The sequence below is a fragment of the uncultured Clostridium sp. genome, from assembly GCF_963515715.1.
Lineage (GTDB): Bacteria > Bacillota > Clostridia > Clostridiales > Clostridiaceae > Clostridium_AW.
In genome coordinates this window covers 109,316-130,130 of the sequence record NZ_CAUPZS010000007.1, presented here as the reverse complement: position 1 = coordinate 130,130, position 20,815 = coordinate 109,316, and the positions used below count along the sequence as shown (strand labels likewise).

Here is a 20,815-nt window from a genome sequence, read left to right as displayed (position 1 = left end):
GAACCTACGACCTTCGGGTTATGAGCCCGACGAGCTGCCAACTGCTCCACCCCGCGATATTATATTTTGGTGCCGAAGACCGGAATCGAACCGGTACGGTGTTTTAGCACCGCAGGATTTTAAGTCCTGTGCGTCTGCCAGTTCCGCCACTTCGGCATTAATGTATATCACTTCTTGCGACATAGTCTATTATATATTAACTATTTATTTATGTCAACACATATTTTTTATTTATAAAAAGAGGCTATTAAGCCTCTTATTTTCTAATAACTTGAGTTCTTTTTATAACCACGATTCCTTGAATCTTGATTTTTCTTTATGTCTTGAAGTCTTTCCTCACTTTCCTTCAAAAATTTAAGCATCCTATCCTCAAAATCTTTGGGTGACTGCTTTTCCTTTTCTTTATTCCAATCTATTTCGATTGGTCTCACGGATCTCTGCTGTGGCATTGCCTGTTTTATTGACAGACTTATTTTACCATTGTCATCAACAGAAATTACTTTTACTTTTACTTTGTCTTTTTCCTTTAGAAAACTTCTTATATCTTTAACGTAACTATCTGAAACCTCAGATATGTGGACCAAGCCTGTTTTGCCTTCTATTTCTACAAAAGCTCCAAAGCCTGTAATGTTTACCACTGTGCCTTCTAGTATGTTTCCAGCTTTTAAGGTCATATTGAAAAAATTCCTCCTTAAAAATGTATATTAATATTAATATTAGACTTTATTTACTTGTACTATTTATAACAGCACTTTCCCCTGGCTTAATTAAATTCAACTTCTCTCTTGCCAGCTTTTCAATATATGAATCTGACTTAGTCATTTCCACTTCATCTTTTAATTTGTTGTTTTTATCTTCTAACTTTTCAATTTCAAGATTTCTTTCATCTATCTGAGCTCTTATATTTTTAATGGCAACTTGTTGCTTACTCAAAATAAAGCACACATAAAAAGCCAACATGAAAAAGAATATTTTATTCAATTTACCAAGCTTTTTCATAGATAAATTATCCTTTCTTTAATTGAGGTTATCCTTTAATTATATTCTAATGGCAATTGAATTTTTCTTCAAGTGATTTTTATAATTTTATTTTACTTTTTTGTTTTTAATTTTATATATTAACAATTCTATTGGAAATAAAATGCTATTTTTTAATATTCTCAGTAGTTTCCCTATGACGACTATGAAATTATAAAGTATTTTTATAAAAATATCGCTGGCAATCTTTAAATAAAAAAATATTCCAATACTAATCAATAGATAAACATAAACCCCCACATAGGCATAGTTGAAATATAGCAAGAATATGAATACTAATATACTAGACATTATCCAAAATAATATATCTTGAATATATGTGATTATTTTATTAGGATTTTCAAATCCTCTAATAATTCTATATATATCAAATAGTATTCCCGTTATGATACCAGATGCTAAACTAAATACTACTAACTTCACCTGATGTTCTATAGATATTATCATTTTTACTCCCTACTTAAACAATTTTGATAATAATTTTTCTTTTTCTTTCTTATTTTCTTTATTAGTATAAACGCAAGAGTTTATCATGCCATTTATTATAACCTCACCATTTTGAACGTCTAGCTTGTTCATCTTTAGTCCCTCTCCCTTTATATGTAATGTTCCTAATGTAGTATTCAATATTATCTGATCCTCATTAAAACTAAAAACTTCTACAACTCCATTTAAAAAAAGCCTTTTTCTATTCTCTACTGTCATAACGCTCTTCTCTTCTAGTTTTATCTCTTTTTTTTCCATGAGATTCACCTCCAACTTTATAATATTATATGCTTATGTCTTTTTATATAGCACTTATCTTTATCAAGTAATTCTTAGCTTCAGATGGAGTTTGCTTAAAAGGAATACTTACTCCAACTGAAGGTTATTAAGAGAGTTCTTAGAAGCTTTGCTTCTTAGAAATCCTTATCCTTTAGGGGAAGAACTTATCCAGGGACGTAGCATCCGTTATGCACAGCATAAGAACTCTAAATCGCTTTCACAGAGTGCGATGGGAGTATTACGGATGGTAGTCATCGGATAAAGTGAAGCTTAGTTCAGATGCGAATATTAGATAAGACATTTATCAAAATAAAAAAAAGACTGAAAGCTTCCCTTCAGTCTTTGTCCTCAACTCCTGATATTATTTCATACATCTCTCTAGCATCTTCTTTTCTCACATGCTCTGATATATTAATAATTTTAGCCTTGAGTGATTTTTCAGCATATTTAATTTCAATAATATCATTTTCTTTTACTTCAGTACCTGGTTTAGCAACCTTATCGTTTATAAACACCCTTCCGCTTTCACAAGCTTCTTTTGCTATAGTTCTTCTTTTTATAATTCTAGATACTTTTAAATACTTATCTAATCTCATATTGCCCCCTCCTTTAAATCACAAAAAACCCAGATTTACACCTAGGTTTTTTGAAAAATACGAAAGTATCTTATTTATTCACTTTATCCTTGAATTCTTTACCTGGTTTAAATACTGGAACAGTTGATTCTGGAATAGTGATTTCTTCTCTAGTCTTTGGATTTCTACCTATTCTAGCTGCTCTGTTTCTTGTTTCAAATGTTCCAAATCCTACTAATTGAACTTTTTCACCATTTTCAAGTGCTTCTTCAACTGATTCTATAAACGCCTTAAGAAGTAGTTCAGCATCTTTCTTAGTTAATTTGGATTTTTCAGCCATGCTTGTAATTAATTCTGCTTTATTCACTTTTTTTACCTCCTTAATATTGAGTATGCTATAGAATAGCTTACTTACTATAAAATAGCATATTCTTCACTGATTTTAAAAATCCTTCTTTGAGTTGTATGTTTTTATAAATTTAATTATTTTTTTTCGCTTCTTCCCATAGTTTATCCATTTCTTCCAATGTCATTTGTTTTAAATCAAATCCCATTTTCGATGAGGTTTCTTCTATGTATCGGAAACGATAAATAAATTTATCTATAGTATAATTTAATGCATATTCAGGGTCTATGTCAAGAAATCTTGCTACATTTACTACCGAAAATATTAAATCTCCAACTTCTTCTAATATTTTTACCCTATTATTACTTTTATATACATCTCTTACCTCATAATATTCCTCTACTATTTTAGATAATGCATCTTCAATGTTATCCCAGTCAAAACCTACCTTAGCAGCTTTTTTCTGAACTTTTTCTGCTCTCATTAGAGCCGGTAATGTCTTTGCTATATGCTCTAATTCCTCCGTATAGGAGTTAAACCCTTTATTGATTCTTTTTATTTCATCCCAGTTATCTAAAACTTCTGTAGATGAGCTTACTTTTGTGCCTTCAAATACATGTGGATGTCTTTCTATCATTTTTCTACAAATACCCTTTGTCACATCGCTTATATTAAAACTATTCTCTTCTTTTCCTATTTGTGCATGAAATACAATTTGTAAAAGTAAGTCTCCTAACTCTTCCCATAACATATTATCGTCTTTTTTTTCTATGGCTTCAATAACTTCGTAAGTTTCTTCTATTAAATATCTCTTCAAGGAATTGTGATCCTGTTCTTTATCCCAAGGACATCCGTTATCTCCTCTTAATCTTTCCATTATACATGTTAAATCATAAAAATCTCCAACATAATCTTTCTTCTCCGGTATATAAATAGAAGTTAAGTAATCTATATCTCCCTGTCTGTCAAGTTCATATAATTTTATTTTCCTTATACTCTCTAAACCTTCTATCCCAGCTGCTCTGACAAAAAATACTTCTTCCTCATCTCCATAATAATCTTGAAGCTGAAGTTTTACTTCAGAAGCTATAAATTTATTATAAACCTGTGTTATTATGGTTCCAACCCTTCTATCTAAAACTCCTTCTTTTATCTCAAATGCATCCATTATCTTTAATCCTTCTATTGGATCTATTTTCAAGGATTCTATTATAGCATCTACGAAACTTACAGCTGGATATATTTTATATTCTAAATTATTTTCTTCACAGAGTTTTATTAAATTAATTACTGATTTTTCTGCGACTAAGGGGTGTCCCGGTACAGCATATACTATCTCTTTATGCAGTTTGCATTTTTCTACTAGTTCTTCAGAAATTGATATATATACTTCATCAAAACTTTTCATGCTTTCATATTTATTATCGAAGGTAGAGAAACTTATATTTAGCCCTTTTAGATATTCTACAACTGGATGTTTTTCTGTTCTTAGGTAAATATTTTTACAACTCCTTAATACTTCTATACTTCCTAAGGTTAGTGCTTCTTTAGAACCTGGACCAAGTCCTATGATTTTTATCATCTATCTCTCTCCTTTTGTTACGTAAAATCTTATTTTTAAAGTATCCAAAATTAAATATTCCCATAGTAAAAATTAGTATACTATATATTAATATACCTGAAAATATAGATATTACACAAGATAAATTACTACTCATCATAGTATATAACCTTGAATTTATTAAAACAACTGAAATTATCATTACAATTGATGCCAGTAGAGGTTTTATAAATATATTATACCAATCCGCCCTAATTTTTAAGCTGATTTTAAGCAATAGCATATTTAATATTGCAACTATGAGATATCCTCCAATAGATCCAATTACTGCTCCATAAATATTTATACCTTTTATAGGTACTAACTTAGCTGTTAGTAATACCTTTACTATACATCCCAATATTAAAGTAATTACAGGGGTAATATATTTACCTACACCTTGCATAATAGCTGTAGATGTTTGAGTCAATATAATAAAAGGAATAGCTATAGAAGAATATTTTAATATTTCTCCACCACCACTATGCCCTGGAAATAAAAGTTGCATAATTTGCTCTGACAAGAAAAATAATCCTAAGCACGATGGAAATGAAATTACTGTAGCAAATTTGATAGATAATTGAGTTTTTTCCATGAGCTCAAATCTTCTATTTAAAATATAACACTCTGCTATAATGGGTACTAAAGAGGCACATAGTGACATGGATATAGTAAGTGGAACATTTATTAGTACAGACGCCTTACCAGTTAACTGTCCATAGAGTATAGTAGCTTCTTTAACATCTAGTCCTCCTTGTAAGAGCTTTTGTGGAACTAGAATGGAGTCAATCAACCCCATAACGCTACCTACTGTAGCTCCTAATGATATTGGTACAGATATATATATAAGTTTATTCAATATATCTAAATTCTCTCTTACGTTCTTTACATTGATCTCTTTTCTTACACGAGTATATTTTGCAAACAAATATATACCACCTAATATTCCTCCTGCTGTTGCCCCAAAAGCTGCTCCCCCTGCTGCATACTCTATACCCTTAGGTAAAAGCATGTATGCCATACCTATACCAAATATTACTCTTCCTATCTGCTCTATAATTTGTGATATAGCTGATGGATTCATATTCTGTAACCCTTGAAAAAAACCTCTAAATGCACTGATTATCGAAATGAATAAAGGGGCTGTGGCAATACCTATCAAAGAGTAATATGCCTTACTATCCCACCTAAAAAGGTCTATAATATATCTTGATAGTAATAGGATGCTTGCTGTAAATACTCCACCAATAACTATCATCAATAACATTGCCTTTTTAAATACTTGTATTATGCCTTCATTATCTCCTAAAGCCTTTCTCTCCGAAACCATCTTAGATATGGCAACTGGAATTCCTGATGCTACTGCGATAAAGAATAAGTATAAAGGATAAGACATTTGATAATACCCTATTCCTTCATCACCTATGAGCATGATTAAAGGCCATCTAAAAAATAATCCTAAAAATTTGGCAAAAACTCCTGATAGCCCTAAAATAAGTGTACCTTTTAGCAAGGATTGTTTTTTCATAACTAATACCTCCGAAAGTCTTCTAAATATTATTTATTTATAATTCAGAGGCAATATTACCTTTTATTGAATATTTTTATAAATCATTGTCAATAATTTTTATGGGACAAAAATAAATGGCAGACATGCTGCCATTTTACATTAGCAATTTGTCTGCCATTTTATTTATTGCTCCATTTGTTTTCCTAAGAAGGATGATGCAGTTTCAGCTAATTTAATTTCTACTTCTCCAAACTTCTTACCTTCTTCTTTAGATACTATAATAACAGCTCCAATTGCATCTCCTTCTGCTATTATTGGTGATATAACCTGATCTCTATATTTATCTTCCACTTCTTCATCGTCATAGAGTGCTACAAGGTCTGAACTTTGACTATAATGAATTGTTTTTCTGTCTTCAATAATCTTCTCTAAATCTGTGCTTATTTTTTTGTCTATATATTCCTTTTTAGGAGCTCCACTGATAGATATTATGCTATCCCTATCACAAATAATTATTATATTTCCTATTGCTTGTTGTAGAGATTCTGCATAACCTTTAGAGAACTCACTTAATTCACCAATAGGGGAGTATTTCTTTAATATAACTCCTCCTTCTCTATCAGTAAATATCTCTAAGGGATCTCCCTCTCTTATTCTTAATGTCCTTCTTATTTCTTTAGGAATAACGACTCTACCTAGGTCGTCTATACGTCTAACAATTCCTGTGGCTTTCATATATTTTTTTCCTCCTTTAAATTGATATTTACAACTTGTATTAATATTATCTTTCTATTTATGAAATTTTATACACATTTGTAATTTAAAAACCCCGAAATTAAAATTTCGGGGTTTTTTCTTAGATTAGATTTTTTGTATATTTTTCAGTTTCTATTTTGGATTCTTTTTTCCAACTTTCTAATTCACTATTAAATTTTTTCTGTTGTTCACTTGAAAGTAACTCTTCTTTGATTTCTTCTTTTACTGTGTCAAACTTTTTAATTGTTATAGGTTCTTTATCTATTAATTTAATAATGTGATATCCATAATCACTTTTTACTGGTCCTGATATCTCACCTTTATTTAATTTTACTACTGCGTCCACAAAAGGTTTAACAAAATCTCCATATCCTGCTTCTCCTAAGTCTCCACCATTTTCCTTTGAACCATCTGTGGAAACCTCTTGAGCTACTTTAGCAAAGTCTTCACCCTTATCTAGTCTTTCTTTAACTTTCTTAGCCTCTTCTTCTGTAGAAACTAATATATGGGCTGCATGAAATTTGCTTTCTTTTTCCAAAAATTGATATATATTTTCATCGTATTGTTTTTTAGCCGCTTCATCAGTTACTTTAACATCTTTTACTATGGAATCTCTCACTTCAGTTATAATCATTTGTGTTTTATAAAAATCCTTTAATTGAGCTTCTGTAATTCCCATCTTCTTTAACTCTTCAACAAATTTTTCTTTATCATTATTAAAACTACTCTCTATTACATCGTTAAGTGTTTTTTCTACTTCTTCATTTACTTTACTTTCATCTATTTTAAAGTCCTTTGATTTTTGTAATATTAATTTCTCTGTAGCCATTTGTTCTACCATTTGCTTTTTAAATTCTAATAATTGTTCTTTTACTTCTGAATTGTTAATATAGTTTTCACCATATTGCTCCTTTAATCCTTCTAGTTGCTCCGCTACAATAGGATTTGAGTCTAACTCTTCCCTAGTTATGGTTTCATTGTTTACCTTAGCAACTACACTTTTCTTTATGGCCTCTGGAGTTTTTTCAACCATACTACATCCTACAGCTGAGAAAGTCATTAGGGTTACTAAGGATGATATAATTATTTTTTTTACGTTTTTCACTATTATTCCCCCACTCTATTTTATCTTTGTTTATTATATTAACTTTTTTATATAATGCAAATAAATTAATATTTACTTACATCCATCTCTTACAAATAATATAAGCTCTTTTAATTTAGATAATAAATCTTCTTTTTTAATATTATTTAAATTATAAACTAATACAGGTTTTTCAGCAAATCTAAAGGATATTATTCTATTGTAATTAGTTTTAATGCCCTTTCTTATACAATCATTTAACCTTTCCATATTTTCAAATTGTATAAGTATTTCCTCCCCTTTCTCTTTAATTTCCTCAATTCCTAAGCTCTTTGCAACACTTCTTAAATATGCAATATCCATAAGATTAGCCACAGAAGAAGGTATATTAGAAAACCTATCTTCAAGCTCTTCCTGTATGTCTATAAAATCTTCGTAATCATTTATAGATGCAATTTTCTTATATATTTCTATCTTTTGAGTCTCATCTTCTATGTAGCTTCCAGGTATATATGCATCTACCTTTAATTCTATGGAAGTTTCTATAGGCTCCTTATCAATTTCACCCTTTAGCTGTTTTATGGTATCTTCTAACATCCTACAATATAAATCATATCCAATAGAAGACATATGTCCATGTTGAGAAGATCCCATCATACTTCCAGCCCCTCTAATTTCTAGATCTTTCAATGCAATTTTAAATCCTGATCCTAATTCAGTAAATTCCTTTATTGCCTTTAGTCTCTTTTCTGCTACCTCTGTTAAAATTTTATCCTTTTTATAAGCTAAATAGCAATAAGCCATCCTGTTACTTCTACCTACTCTACCTCTTAATTGATACAATTGAGATAGCCCCATTTTATCTGCATCAAAGATTATCATAGTATTTACATTATGTATATCCATACCAGTCTCTATTATTGTTGTGGCCAATAAAACATCATATTCCTTATTGATGAAATCCATTATCACTGTTTCCAGTTCTCTTTCCTTCATCTGACCATGGGCCATTCCTATTTTTATTTCAGGTATAAGTTTTGATAAATAAGCAGACATATCCTTTATATTCTCTACTCTATTGTATACGAAATATACCTGTCCTCCCCTATTTACCTCTCTTAATATAGCATCTCTTATTAACTGGTCATTATATTCTACCACATAGGTTTGTATAGGATATCTCTCTTCCGGAGGTGTTTCTATAACACTAATATCCCTTACCCCAACTAATGACATATGCAATGTTCTAGGTATAGGTGTGGCGCTAAGGGTCAATACGTCAATATTCTTCTTTAAAGATTTAATTTTCTCTTTATGCTTTACTCCAAATCTCTGTTCTTCATCGATTATAAGTAGGCCTAAATCTTTAAATTCTATATCCTTTTGTATAATTCTGTGAGTTCCAATTAATATATCTACGTTACCTGATTTAACAGCTTTAATAGTTTCCTTTTGTTGAGAAGTAGTTCTAAATCTGCTTATCATATCTATTTTAACTGGAAAATCCGAAAATCTTTTAACTAAGTTATTGTAATGTTGCTGAGCTAATATAGTTGTTGGCACTAAAAAAGCTACTTGTTTACCATCCATTACAGCTTTAAATGCAGCTCTTATTGCTACTTCTGTTTTACCATATCCTACGTCACCACAAAGAAGTCTGTCCATAGCTTCATCTGACTCCATATTATTCTTTATATCTTCAATTGCAACAAGTTGATCTGGAGTTTCATCAAATGGAAATTCATCCTCGAATTGCTTTTGCCATACAGTGTCCTTAGAAAAACTATATCCCTTTAAAGTTGATCTTACAGCATATAAGTTCACTAAATCCTGAGCAATCACTTCTATAGACTTCTTAGCTTTATTTTTTGCCTTTACCCATTCTGATCCACCTAATTTATTTATCTTAGGTGTATTGCCTTCTCCCCCTACATACTTTTGCACCATATCTAATTGTTCCACTGGAACATATAATCTATCTTCTCCAGAGTACGTGAGTTCTAAATAATCCTTTGTATGTCCACCAATATCTAGTTGCCTTATACCTTTATACAATCCTATACCATGGTTTACATGTACTATATAATCTCCTGGTTTAAGCTCTGAAAAACTTCTGATTTTGTTTAATCCTTTTTTAACAAATTTTTTACTGCTTTTCTTTTTAGCTTCTCCAAATACTTCTTTATCAGATATAATACAAAGTTTTAAGTTAGGGTATTCATAACCTTTTATCTGGCTACCAAAAGTTATTACTACTTCTCCTGGCAAGATTTCACTAATTACATCCTTATATGAGCTCTCTATACCTCTTTCTCTTAATGTATCAACTAATCTCTCACCCCTAGGTCTTGTACCTGAAAGAATTATAGTTTTATATCCCTGTGACTTTTTGTATTTGATATCATCAATCAACAAATCTAATTGTCCCTGGTAATTGTGTAAAGTTATTTGAGTAAAATTTGTAATTGCTCTAGGTTGAAGTATATCTGTTGATTTTGGTATTGAACTAAAAGTAATAACTTTTCTAGATTCTAAGCTATTTATTAACTCATCCTTTGGCAATAACAATTCAAATTGCTTAGGAAGTATATTCCCTCTTTGAAAAAAACTCTTATAATTCTCTTCAAATTCAAAATATGTACTGTTTAATTTACCAATACATCTTTGAACATCATCCATAACTATAGTCCAATCTTTAAAAAAGTCTAAAAATGATGAAGTATTATTATAAAAATAAGGCAAATAACTATCAATAGTTTCAAATTGCCAGCTCTCTTTTAAATTTTCAAGATTTTTATATATAGTACTTTTTAATCTTTCACTAACTTCTTTGTCTTTAATATTTTTTAATATTTCCGTTAAATCTTTTTCTATATTAATAATTCCGTTTTCTATATTTTCCTTAGTAAGTATTATTTCTTTAGCTGGAAATATTTCTATAGATTCGATCTTGTCTATACTTCTTTGAGTTTCTAAGTTAAAACTTCTTATAGAATCTATCTCATCGCCAAATAATTCCATCCTGTAAGGTTCCATGGATATAGGAGGATATATGTCTAAAATTCCTCCTCTTATAGAAAACTGTCCTTTACTATCTACTAAATCAACTCTTTCATAACCACATTGTATCAATTCTTGAGATAAATCTTTAAAATTTACAATATCTCCTACTTTATATTTGAAAATGTGCGATTTATATAAACTTAAAGGTATGTATGTAGCTGCTAGAGATTCAATTGATGATACTACAATTTTTTTCCCTGGCTCTAGTATATTTTTGATGATTTTCAGTCTTTCCCATCTTAAATCTCCTGATATAGCATCAATATTATAAAAAACTACTTCCTTCGTAGGAAAATAATACGCTTCTGGAACATAAAAAAATAGGTCTTCTTGAATATTCCTTGCCTCCACATCGCTAGAAGTTAATATTAATACTGGTTTGTCTGTTTGGCTATATATTCCTTCTAATATGTAACTTTTAGAGGATTCTGAAATACCATACACACCTATTGGATATTTTTCTTCTTCTATATTATCTTTTATAACTTTAAATTCTGGACTATCTAAAAGAGGTTTTAAAACCCCGCTAAGTCTCATTTATTCTTCACCCCATTAAAGCTCTACTCTACTTTAAAGCTGTTATATTTATTCATAGCGATTTCAGCACTTTCTTTTATTATGGTTTCTGTGATTTCTGCAGTGGCATTAATACATTTGTCAATTATTTCTCTATCTTCCTTTAAAAATTTCCCTAAAACATGTGAAACCATATCCTTTTCAGCTTTTCCAACACCTATTTTAATCCTTGCAAAATTTTCTGTGCCAAGATGATATATTATATTTTTAATTCCATTATGCCCCCCTGAGCTACCTTTAAGCCTAATTCTCATTCTTCCTACATCCAAGTCTACATCATCATAGATTACTATTATATTATCAGTATTTATTTTATAAAAATTTACTACTTCCCTTACACTTTCACCACTTAAATTCATAAAAGTGGTTGGTTTTAGTAGTATAATTTTTTTCCCACATATATTCCCTTCACCATACATTCCTTTAAATTTTATCCTATTTATATCAACATTATACCTACTAGCTATTAAATCAATTGCTTCAAATCCTACGTTATGCCTAGTATTTTCATATTCTTTTCCTGGATTTCCTAGTCCGACTATTAAAAACATTTTACCTTCCTCCGTAAAATAATTTGTACAATATTATTATTATACTATAAACATTCAAATAATAAAGAGACTTTAAAAGTCTCTTTATATTAACTATTAGTTTCTTTTACTTCTTTAAGCGTTATATTTAACTCTTTAGTAGATCCATCTCTCCATATTTTGCAGGACACTTTATCTCCTATTTTATGATTATCTAGGATTTCTGCTAAATCATCAAAACCATCCACTTTAACATTATCTAATTCTATTATTATATCTGTTGGTTTTATTCCTGCAGCGGCTGCCCCTGAACCTGTTATAACTTCATTTACATAGAAGCCTTTTATTTTACCATCCCTAGAACTTACTGTCTGACCTAAAACGCCTAATGATGGTCTTTTCACCTTTCCATCACTCATCAAAGCATCTATAATAACTTTTGCTTCATTTATTGCTATAGCAAATCCCATTCCTTCTGCATTTGCCTCTGATCCTATTTTTAAGCTATTGATTCCTATTACTTGACCACTCTCATTAACCAAAGGTCCACCACTATTACCAGGGTTTATTGCCGCATCTGTCTGTAATACTTTATAAATAGCTCCATCATATTTCATAGTTCTATTTAACGCACTTATAATTCCTGCTGTAACAGAACCTGCAAACTCTTCTCCTAGTGGATTACCTATAGCTACTGCTACATCTCCTACTCTTACTTGGCTTGAATCTCCAAACTTTGCTGTAGGTAGATTATTGCCATCGATTTTTATAACTGCAAGGTCTGTTCTTTTGTCATATCCTACCAGCTTTGCCGGGGAAACTTTCCCATTAGACAATTTTACTGTAACTTCCTTCGCTCCTTCAATAACATGATAATTTGTAACTATATATCCATTAGAATCAAAAATTATTCCGGAACCTACTCCTTGATCTACAGTTCCCCAAAAGGTTTCGCCTTTGTTGCTAACTCCTACCACTGCAGGTCCTACCGTATCTGCAACTTTATTAATTGTATTTCCTGTAGAGCTAAGTTGTTGTGAATTATAATCAGTTGAAGTTTCGCTATTTTGTTGAACACCATAACTTCCGTTGCTAGCATTATACTTTCTATCTATTACATAGGCACCAGAGATACCTCCTGATATGGAAGCAATTATTATAAAAGCTATAATTCTCATAAATCCGTTAAAAGGAGACCTTCTTTTATTTTTTCTAAATTTTATATTTCCATCCTCTGGATTTATACTTTCCCATCTTACATCTTTTACTTCATTAAATTTATAATCATCCATACTATACACCTCCTAGTTATAAAATAATTTTATTTTATATTTTTTACTTGGCTGTGAATAAAATGTAATCAATCTTTATATTTTTTTTAAAGAAAAGGTGAACATTACTCCATCATCTTTATTTTCAGCCCATATATCCTCGCCTAATTGTGTCAGTATACTTCTTACAATTGAAAGTCCAAGTCCTGTGCTAACTTTAGATGACCTAGCTTTATCAGCTTTGTAAAATCTAGTCCATACCTTCTTTAAATCTTCTTCGCTTATCTTATCTCCTGTATTAAATATTGATACATATATTTTATCACTTCTTACCTTAGTTGATATTTCTATACTGCCACCCTCTTTGGTGTATTTAATGGCGTTATCAATTAAATTTGTTACAACTTGGATTAATCTATCTTTATCACCTATGGCATATAAATCATCATTTTGCAAACATACATCCACATTTAATTTTTTATTTTTTATATTATGTTCATATTTTATAACTGTAATCCTTATTATTTCATTAATATTTACTTCCTCTATTCTTAGTTTTAACTGTCCAGCTTCTATTGCTGATAAATCTAATAAATCATTTACTAATCTAGTAAGTCTTTGCGTCTCGTCATAGGCTAAAGAAAGATAGTATTTTTCATTTTCTTTTGGAATTACTCCATCTAATATTCCTCCAATGAATCCTTTTATAGAAGTTAATGGAGATCTTATTTCATGAGACACGTTTGATATAAATTGCCTTCTATTATCTTCTATCTTCTCTAAAGATTCTGCCATTAAGTTGAAAGAGCTAGCTAAATCTCCAATTTCATCTTGAGAATTTATATAAACTCTCTTATCAACCTCTCCTTTAGATATTTTATCCGCTACGTAGTTTATTCTACCTAAAGGCTTAATAATAATTTTCTGTGAAAAATAGTAAATAACTATAAAGGATATAATTATAGCTAGTATTGCAGAAATCCATATAATCTCATAGAATCTTTGTAAAGGTTCCTGTATTTCCCCGATTGAAGTGTACATTACAATAGCACCTTTAAACATATCCTTATAAAATATTGGAACAATATAAGTATGCACAGGGCTATTAAAAGCTCCACTATGTCCTTCTCTCTTTTCTATGCTCCTCCCAAACCTAAGTTCTTCTAATTCATCACTTAATATTTGCCTTCCTATTAAATGTTCATCCTTTTCAACAGAAGCTGCATAAACAATTCCATAGTTATCAACTAATTGTATGTTAGCATGAAGGAGTTTACCCATACTTTGTATTAATTCTTCCATTCTTTGATGAGATATGCCTCCATCAAGGTATTTTATTGCTGTAATGGCCATAAACTCAGATTCATTTGAAAGTTGAGTTTTTCTTTGATCAAAATAATAATTTTCAAACCAATAAGATAGAAAAGCTGCTGTTATAACAAAGCTAAGAGTTATAATAGTAGCAAAGGTTATTACCATTTTTGAAAACAAGCTTTTCTTCATATTACTTCACCTCAAACTTATAGCCAACCCCCCAAACTGTTTCTATCTGCCAGTTAGAACCTCTTTCTAATTTTTCTCTTAATCTCTTCACATGCACATCTACAGTCCTGGAATCTCCTGGGTAGTCATAGCCCCAAACTTCGCATAATAGTTGTTCCCTTGTAAAAACTCTATTTTTATTACTTGCTAAATAATAAATAAGTTCAAATTCCTTGGGTGGCATTTTAATTTCTTCTCCATTGTATATTACAGTATAGGAATTTATATCTATTATTAAATCATCAAACCTCAATGCCTCTTTATTATCTCCTTCTGAATTATACCTCCTTAAAACAGCTTTAATTCTGGCTAATAATTCTTTTGGTTCAAATGGCTTTACTATATAATCATCTGCTCCTAATTCTAAACCTAAAACCTTGTCAAAAGTCTCTCCCTTAGCAGTAAGCATTATTACCGGTGTTTCGTAATCTTTTCTTATCCATTTAAGCACATCCACTCCATCCATAATGGGCAGCATTATATCTAGTAAAACCAAATCTGGTTTATACTCTAAAAAACATTCTTGTGCTCCCCTGCCGTCATTACTTATTTTTGTAGCATAACCAGAGTTCTCCAGATACATCTTTATTATTTCGCATATATTTTCATCATCATCCACAATTAATATTTTAGCTATTTTCCCTTCCATTCTTTAACCCTCCTAATGTAATATTACTACCTTAAATTTATCATATATTAACCTCTTTTTTATAGTATATTCTTAAAAAGTTACAAAATATTTACTACTTTCAAAAATTCTTAATAAAAAAAGAAAAAGAATGGTTTTATTCGAGTAAAACCATTCTTTTTTATATAATTATTGTTCAAATAATTTACTTACTGAAATTTCTTCATATATTCTGCTTATTGCTTCTGCAAATACAGGCGCTACTGATAATACTTTAAATTTAGAGCTTTTCTTACTTGCTGGAAGATCAATTGTATTCAGCATTATTAATTCTTTTATTACTGATTCATTTATTCTTTCTATTGCAGGTCCTGATAATACGGAATGAGCACAACAAGCATATACTTCTTTTGCACCCATTTTTACTAATGCATTTGCACCATTTGTGATAGTACCAGCTGTATCTATCATATCATCTATAAGTATACATGTCTTATCTTTTATGTCACCGATTATATGCATAACTTCTGATACATTCGGTTTTGGTCTTCTTTTATCTATTATAGCTATTGGAGCATGAATTCTATCAGCAAATTTTCTAGCTCTAGTAACACTTCCTAAGTCTGGAGATACTACAACTACGTCGTCTCTTTGGTCAAATCCATTTTCTGCAAAATACTTACCTAAAATAGGAACTCCTAATAAATGGTCTACTGGTATATTGAAGTATCCTTGTATTTGAGATGCATGTAAGTCCATAGTTAATACTCTATCTGCTCCTGCTGCTGTTAAAATATCTGCTACTAATTTAGCTGTAATTGGATCCCTTGCTTTAGCTTTTCTATCCTGTCTAGCGTATCCATAATATGGCATAACCGCAGTTATTCTTCCTGCTGAAGCTCTTCTAAATGCATCTATCATTATAAGTAGCTCCATTAAATTATCGTTTACAGGTTCATTTGTAGATTGTATTATAAAAACATCCAAGCCCCTTACTGTTTCATTAATATCTACACATATTTCTCCATCACTGAAAGTTCCAACCTTTGCATCTCCTAGGGGAACCCCTAATATATCTGCAATATCCTTAGCTAACTTTGGATTTGCATTACCTGTAAAAATTTTCAAACCTTTACTTTGACTCATAATTGAGTAAACCTCCTTAGTACTATTTATTAAATGCTTTTTTTGTTACCCATCCTTCTTTGTTCGTCTGTTTTGCTCTAGCTATAGCCAAAGCATCCTCTGGTACTTCTTTAGTAATAGTTGACCCTGCTGCTATATATGAATTATTATTTACTTTTACTGGTGATACTAGATTCGTGTTACAACCTATAAATACATTATCTCCAATAATAGTTTTATATTTATTTTTTCCATCATAATTGACTACAACAGTACCACATCCAAAGTTACAACCTTCTCCAACTTCTGCATCTCCAATGTAGGTTAAATGTGATACCTTAGTATGGTCACCTATAGTAGATTTTTTTATTTCAACAAAATCTCCTACCCTCACTGATTTTCCAATTACACTCTCCGGTCTTATATAAGCGAAAGGACCTACTGTAGTATTATCACCTATACGACTTTCTAATATAACAGAGCTTTGAATTGTAACCTCAGCTTCTATTGTACTATCTTTAATTCTTGAATTGGGATATAAAATACAATTCTCTTTAATTACTGTTTTCCCTTCTATTACATTTCCAGGATATATAATAGTATCGTTTCCAATAATTACATCTGAATCAATATATGTGTTTTTAGGATCTATGAAGGTTACTCCATTTTCCATATGCTTATTATTAATTCTTTTTCTCATGATATCTTCTACTTCAGCAAGCTGAACTCTAGAATTAACTCCCATTGTTTCCTCAAATGCAACGGGCATGGCTCCTAATTTTTCACCTTTAGTTTTTAATATTTCAATCACATCTGTTAAATAGTATTCTCCCTGAGCATTACTATTAGATAGACTATCAAGACTACTTAAAAGGGCATCTATATCAAAACAATACATGCCTGCGTTAATCTCATTAACTTCTAATTCCTTTTTAGAACAGTCTTTATGTTCGACTATTTTTTTTACTTCTCCATTTTTTTCTCTTATTACTCTGCCATAACCATAGGGAGTTTCGACTATTGATGTGAGCATTGTCCCTTTAAAATTGTTTGCTTGATGAAAGGATACAAGCTTGCTAACAGTTTGAACTGTAACCAATGGAGCATCTCCAGTAAATATTGCCACAATTCCTTTTTTTTCTTTCAAAAAATTCCTTGCACATTTTACCGCATGTCCAGTACCCAACTGCTTCTCTTGAAGTGAATAACTTACATTTTTTGATATGGTATTTTCTTTTACCTTTTCTGCACCATTTCCGATAATTATATCAACATCATCAATACCAGCTTCTCTTAAAGTATCTATAACGTGGTTTATCATTTCTTTACCACATACCTTATGTAAAACCTTAGGTGTGGTAGATTTCATTCTTTTTCCTTCTCCTGCTGCTAGTACTACAGCGCAACTATACATTTTATCACCTCTTCAAGGTCATTTATTTCATTATTTAATTATATTTTATATGGGCATTAATTTCAACCTTATTAAACATATTCAGAAAATTCCCAAATACAAAAAGGAGTATTTCTACTCCTTTTCCTTTTGTTATTGATCTACTACTTCTTCTGATTCGTCTTTAACTTTTTCGTACTGGTCTAAAATTGCTTTTTGAATCTTTTCTCTTGTTTGTGTATTTATTGGATGAGCTATGTCCTTGAATTCTCCATCTGGAGTTTTTCTGCTTGGCATAGCTATAAACAGACCATTTTGACCCTCGATTACCTTTATATCATGAACAACAAATTCATTGTCAAAGGTCACTGACACAATGGCTTTCATTTTTCCTTCCGCAGCAATCTTTCTAACTCTTACATCTGTAATTTCCATAGATACTCCACCTCCGAGATGCTTATGTACATTATATTATTCTATATAACTTTCATTTTTCCTTCTTTATTTTTAAAAAATTATAAAAATTTAAAAATTTTATAATTTTATCTTTTTAGAAGGATATAGTATTACGTTATTGTCGGAATCAAATCCTTCAAATTCTACAATGGAAACATATTCTTCCTTTAATTTCTTTTCAATGCTTATATTATCTACCAATACACCTATCCCTACTAGATTACTGTCAAACTCTTTTAATAAGTCAATTATACCAAAAGCAGTTCCTCCAGCTTTCATAAAATCATCTATAAATACACAGTTGCTGCCACCTTTAATAGCTTTTTTAGATAAAGACATATTCTGTATTCTATTAGTGGATCCTGATACATAATTTATTGTAACGGTGGGGCCCTCTGTGACTTTTGTTTCTCTTCTAACTACTACAAGTTGCACACCTAACATTTTTGCAACCTCATATGCAAGAGGTATCCCTTTAGTCTCTACAGTTACTACATAATCTACATCCAAACTATTAAAAGCCGATGCTAAAATTACTCCTGCTCTTTGAATAATATAAGGATTTAAAATTAAATCTGTTACATAAAGAAAGTTTCCTGGTATTATTCTTTCTCTATCTTTTAAAATCATACATAATTCTTCAACAAATTTTAAGCTATCTTCTTCTGATATGCCACAAACATATCTTACTCCACCTGCTGCTCCCGATATAGTTTCTACTCTTCCCATAGAAAGTCTTGATAGAATATCTTTTATAGCAATTAAATCTTCGCTTATTGTTGACTTTGCTGCATTGAATTTTTCTGTAAATGTATTTAAATTTATTATTTTATTTGGATTTTCTATTAATATTTTAGTTATTGCTGCTATTCTTTGGTTACGTGTAAATTTTTCCATAATATATCACCTATCCGTTATTCTTACGAATTATTTTATTAAATAATTATCTTATTATTCATATTTTATTCTAAATGTTATATATAATCAATGTTTTATACAAGTTTTACAATATTAAATCGCAATAATGTGTTTTTTTCAGTGTTTTTTGTATATAATTATTTAATGGAGTTAATTTTTAAAGGAGTTGATTACTTTGTCGCTAGAATTTATTAAAAGTATGGATAAAAAAATTCACTTTATCGGCATTGGTGGAATAAGTATGAGCGGTATAGCTGAAATACTTTTAGAAAAAAACTATAATGTATCAGGTTCTGATATAAATAGTTCTAATATAACTAATATATTACAAAATAAAGGTGCAGAGATCTATATTGGTCACAAGAGTGAAAATATAGATAGCAATACAGGTTTAGTGATTTACACCGCTGCTATCTCAAAGGATAACCCAGAAATATTGAGAGCATCAGAGCTAAATATACCGTTAATGGATAGAGCTGAATTTTTGGGTAACTTGATGAAAGATCATAAATATAATATAGCAATCTCTGGTACCCATGGCAAAACTACTACTACTTCTATGGTTTCACACATAATTATAAAAGCTGAATTAGATCCTACAATATTAGTTGGTGGAGAATTAGATATAATAGAGGGAAATGTTAAAACTGGAAATAGCGAATATTTTATAACAGAAGCTTGTGAATATAAAGGCTCCTTTTTGAAATTTTTCCCTTATATAGGGGTTATACTAAATATAGATGAAGATCATTTAGATTATTATAAAGATATAACTGAAATTCAAAAAGCTTTTGTAGATTTTGCTAAAATGATACCTAATGATGGATATTTAATTGCATGTGCTGAGGATGATAAAATGGACAAAGTTTTACAATCCGTAGATTGCAATATAATAACCTATGGCTTAAATACAGGATGTATTCAAGCTACAGATATAACATATAATGGAAGCGGTTGTGCTTCCTTTAAAGTACTTAGAGATAATAATTATTTATTTACTGTAGACCTTAACGTTCCCGGAGAACATAATGTGTTAAATGCTTTGGCAAGTATAGGAATATCTTTGGCGCTAAATATAAGTTATGATCACATAACAGAAGGCTTAAAAAGTTTTCATGGAACTCATAGGAGGTTTGAATTAAAAGGTACTAAAAATGGCGTAACTGTAGTAGATGATTATGCTCATCATCCAACGGAAATAAAAGCCACCTTAAGAGCTTCAAAAAATTATCCTCATAATAGAATAGTATGTGTATTTCAGCCCCATACTTATACTAGAACCTACACTTTACTTAAGGAATTTTCAGAATGCTTTGATGGAGCGGACAAGATAGTCTTAGCAGATATATATGCCGCAAGGGAAAAGGATGAAGGATTGGTAAGTTCAGTAATATTAGGGGATAGAATGAGAGAAAAAGGATTATCTTGTGTAAATTTTCATAGTTTTGAAGATATAGTTAAACATCTGAAAGAAAATCTACTTCCGGGAGATTTACTATTAACTGTAGGCGCTGGAGATGTCTTTAAAATAGGAGAAATGTTTTTAAAAGAATAAAATATTTATAAAAATTTTATTTAAAAGTGTAAAACACCTTTAATGTGGTAACAATAATTATAAGTCATATTGGAGGTGTTTTCT

Annotated in this window: 20 protein-coding genes and 1 tRNA gene; 1 reads left to right on the top strand and 20 read right to left on the bottom strand. The window is 30.4% G+C overall.

From position 1 onward, the window contains the following. Nucleotides 1–67: 67 nt before the first annotated feature. From RYO54_RS07750 to purR, 20 genes are all read right to left on the bottom strand, one after another. Nucleotides 68–156, bottom strand: a tRNA-Leu gene (locus RYO54_RS07750). A gap of 107 nt (nt 157–263) precedes the next feature. Continuing rightward, entirely contained in the window at nt 264–674 is a 411-nt protein-coding gene (locus RYO54_RS07745; RefSeq protein WP_315117251.1) for a S1 domain-containing RNA-binding protein, read from the bottom strand. A 49-nt stretch (nt 675–723) separates the two neighbouring features. Continuing rightward, nucleotides 724–999 (bottom strand): septum formation initiator family protein, encoded by a 276-nt coding sequence (locus RYO54_RS07740; RefSeq protein ID WP_315117249.1) that lies wholly within the window; start codon nt 997–999, stop codon nt 724–726. A gap of 87 nt (nt 1,000–1,086) precedes the next feature. Continuing rightward, a complete protein-coding gene (gene yabQ / locus RYO54_RS07735) occupies nt 1,087–1,485 on the bottom strand; it encodes a spore cortex biosynthesis protein YabQ (protein ID WP_315117248.1) in 399 nt (132 codons plus the stop codon). A 9-nt stretch (nt 1,486–1,494) separates the two neighbouring features. Continuing rightward, nucleotides 1,495–1,782, bottom strand: a complete 288-nt coding sequence (gene yabP, locus RYO54_RS07730; RefSeq protein ID WP_315117247.1) for a sporulation protein YabP — start codon at nt 1,780–1,782, stop codon at nt 1,495–1,497. A 356-nt stretch (nt 1,783–2,138) separates the two neighbouring features. Further along, nucleotides 2,139–2,399: an RNA-binding S4 domain-containing protein gene (locus RYO54_RS07725; RefSeq protein WP_315117245.1), complete on the bottom strand. Its 261-nt coding sequence runs from the start codon at nt 2,397–2,399 to the stop codon at nt 2,139–2,141. 70 nt (nt 2,400–2,469) lie between these two features. Continuing rightward, a complete protein-coding gene (locus tag RYO54_RS07720) occupies nt 2,470–2,763 on the bottom strand; it encodes an HU family DNA-binding protein (protein WP_315117258.1) in 294 nt (97 codons plus the stop codon). A 94-nt stretch (nt 2,764–2,857) separates the two neighbouring features. Then, nucleotides 2,858–4,306 carry a nucleoside triphosphate pyrophosphohydrolase gene (mazG, locus tag RYO54_RS07715; RefSeq protein WP_315117244.1) on the bottom strand — a complete coding sequence of 483 codons (1,449 nt, stop codon included), beginning with the start codon at nt 4,304–4,306 and terminating at the stop codon, nt 2,858–2,860. Then, nucleotides 4,272–5,852 carry a polysaccharide biosynthesis protein gene (locus tag RYO54_RS07710; protein ID WP_315117243.1) on the bottom strand — a complete coding sequence of 527 codons (1,581 nt, stop codon included), beginning with the start codon at nt 5,850–5,852 and terminating at the stop codon, nt 4,272–4,274. The genes mazG and RYO54_RS07710 overlap by 35 nt, the downstream gene beginning before the upstream one ends. A 165-nt stretch (nt 5,853–6,017) precedes the next feature. Further along, on the bottom strand, nt 6,018–6,569 hold the full coding sequence (gene spoVT / locus RYO54_RS07705) for a stage V sporulation protein T (protein WP_315117241.1): 552 nt from the start codon (nt 6,567–6,569) through the stop codon (nt 6,018–6,020). Between the two features lie 121 nt (nt 6,570–6,690). Continuing rightward, nucleotides 6,691–7,695, bottom strand: coding sequence for a peptidylprolyl isomerase (locus RYO54_RS07700; RefSeq protein ID WP_315117239.1), 1,005 nt, complete (start codon nt 7,693–7,695; stop codon nt 6,691–6,693). Between the two features lie 72 nt (nt 7,696–7,767). After that, nucleotides 7,768–11,274, bottom strand: coding sequence for a transcription-repair coupling factor (mfd, locus tag RYO54_RS07695; protein WP_315117238.1), 3,507 nt, complete (start codon nt 11,272–11,274; stop codon nt 7,768–7,770). Between the two features lie 23 nt (nt 11,275–11,297). Continuing rightward, complete coding sequence (pth, locus tag RYO54_RS07690) at nt 11,298–11,864, bottom strand: aminoacyl-tRNA hydrolase (RefSeq protein WP_315117237.1); 567 nt, start codon at nt 11,862–11,864, stop codon at nt 11,298–11,300. A gap of 89 nt (nt 11,865–11,953) precedes the next feature. Continuing rightward, nucleotides 11,954–13,135, bottom strand: coding sequence for a trypsin-like peptidase domain-containing protein (locus tag RYO54_RS07685; protein ID WP_315117235.1), 1,182 nt, complete (start codon nt 13,133–13,135; stop codon nt 11,954–11,956). A gap of 75 nt (nt 13,136–13,210) precedes the next feature. Next, a complete protein-coding gene (locus RYO54_RS07680) occupies nt 13,211–14,617 on the bottom strand; it encodes a HAMP domain-containing sensor histidine kinase (RefSeq protein ID WP_315117234.1) in 1,407 nt (468 codons plus the stop codon). A 1-nt stretch (nt 14,618) separates the two neighbouring features. After that, entirely contained in the window at nt 14,619–15,305 is a 687-nt protein-coding gene (locus RYO54_RS07675; protein ID WP_315117232.1) for a response regulator transcription factor, read from the bottom strand. 168 nt (nt 15,306–15,473) lie between these two features. Continuing rightward, nucleotides 15,474–16,430: a ribose-phosphate diphosphokinase gene (locus tag RYO54_RS07670; RefSeq protein ID WP_399549193.1), complete on the bottom strand. Its 957-nt coding sequence runs from the start codon at nt 16,428–16,430 to the stop codon at nt 15,474–15,476. Between the two features lie 22 nt (nt 16,431–16,452). After that, the gene (glmU, locus tag RYO54_RS07665; RefSeq protein WP_315117230.1) at nt 16,453–17,823 is read right to left on the bottom strand and encodes a bifunctional UDP-N-acetylglucosamine diphosphorylase/glucosamine-1-phosphate N-acetyltransferase GlmU; all 1,371 of its coding nucleotides are present in this window, start codon (nt 17,821–17,823) and stop codon (nt 16,453–16,455) included. 132 nt (nt 17,824–17,955) lie between these two features. Continuing rightward, nucleotides 17,956–18,237 (bottom strand): septation regulator SpoVG, encoded by a 282-nt coding sequence (spoVG, locus tag RYO54_RS07660; protein ID WP_315117228.1) that lies wholly within the window; start codon nt 18,235–18,237, stop codon nt 17,956–17,958. A 99-nt stretch (nt 18,238–18,336) separates the two neighbouring features. Next, nucleotides 18,337–19,155 (bottom strand): pur operon repressor, encoded by an 819-nt coding sequence (gene purR / locus RYO54_RS07655; protein WP_315117227.1) that lies wholly within the window; start codon nt 19,153–19,155, stop codon nt 18,337–18,339. A gap of 196 nt (nt 19,156–19,351) precedes the next feature. On the opposite strand from purR, the gene murC reads away from it, so the two are divergent. Then, nucleotides 19,352–20,731 (top strand): UDP-N-acetylmuramate--L-alanine ligase, encoded by a 1,380-nt coding sequence (gene murC, locus RYO54_RS07650; protein WP_315117225.1) that lies wholly within the window; start codon nt 19,352–19,354, stop codon nt 20,729–20,731. Nucleotides 20,732–20,815: the final 84 nt, after the last annotated feature.

What these genes read in the sequence shown, in the direction of transcription:
- RYO54_RS07745 (WP_315117251.1), bottom strand. Translation starts at nt 674, where the DNA reads ATGACCTTAAAAGCTGGAAACATACTAGAAGGCACAGTGGTAAACATT.
- RYO54_RS07740 (WP_315117249.1), bottom strand. Translation starts at nt 999, where the DNA reads ATGAAAAAGCTTGGTAAATTGAATAAAATATTCTTTTTCATGTTGGCT.
- yabQ (WP_315117248.1), bottom strand. Translation starts at nt 1,485, where the DNA reads ATGATAATATCTATAGAACATCAGGTGAAGTTAGTAGTATTTAGTTTA.
- yabP (WP_315117247.1), bottom strand. Translation starts at nt 1,782, where the DNA reads ATGGAAAAAAAAGAGATAAAACTAGAAGAGAAGAGCGTTATGACAGTA.
- RYO54_RS07725 (WP_315117245.1), bottom strand. Translation starts at nt 2,399, where the DNA reads ATGAGATTAGATAAGTATTTAAAAGTATCTAGAATTATAAAAAGAAGA.
- mazG (WP_315117244.1), bottom strand. Translation starts at nt 4,306, where the DNA reads ATGATAAAAATCATAGGACTTGGTCCAGGTTCTAAAGAAGCACTAACC.
- RYO54_RS07710 (WP_315117243.1), bottom strand. Translation starts at nt 5,852, where the DNA reads ATGAAAAAACAATCCTTGCTAAAAGGTACACTTATTTTAGGGCTATCA.
- spoVT (WP_315117241.1), bottom strand. Translation starts at nt 6,569, where the DNA reads ATGAAAGCCACAGGAATTGTTAGACGTATAGACGACCTAGGTAGAGTC.
- mfd (WP_315117238.1), bottom strand. Translation starts at nt 11,274, where the DNA reads ATGAGACTTAGCGGGGTTTTAAAACCTCTTTTAGATAGTCCAGAATTT.
- pth (WP_315117237.1), bottom strand. Translation starts at nt 11,864, where the DNA reads ATGTTTTTAATAGTCGGACTAGGAAATCCAGGAAAAGAATATGAAAAT.
- RYO54_RS07685 (WP_315117235.1), bottom strand. Translation starts at nt 13,135, where the DNA reads ATGGATGATTATAAATTTAATGAAGTAAAAGATGTAAGATGGGAAAGT.
- RYO54_RS07680 (WP_315117234.1), bottom strand. Translation starts at nt 14,617, where the DNA reads ATGAAGAAAAGCTTGTTTTCAAAAATGGTAATAACCTTTGCTACTATT.
- RYO54_RS07675 (WP_315117232.1), bottom strand. Translation starts at nt 15,305, where the DNA reads ATGGAAGGGAAAATAGCTAAAATATTAATTGTGGATGATGATGAAAAT.
- RYO54_RS07670 (WP_399549193.1), bottom strand. Translation starts at nt 16,430, where the DNA reads ATGAGTCAAAGTAAAGGTTTGAAAATTTTTACAGGTAATGCAAATCCA.
- glmU (WP_315117230.1), bottom strand. Translation starts at nt 17,823, where the DNA reads ATGTATAGTTGCGCTGTAGTACTAGCAGCAGGAGAAGGAAAAAGAATG.
- spoVG (WP_315117228.1), bottom strand. Translation starts at nt 18,237, where the DNA reads ATGGAAATTACAGATGTAAGAGTTAGAAAGATTGCTGCGGAAGGAAAA.
- purR (WP_315117227.1), bottom strand. Translation starts at nt 19,155, where the DNA reads ATGGAAAAATTTACACGTAACCAAAGAATAGCAGCAATAACTAAAATA.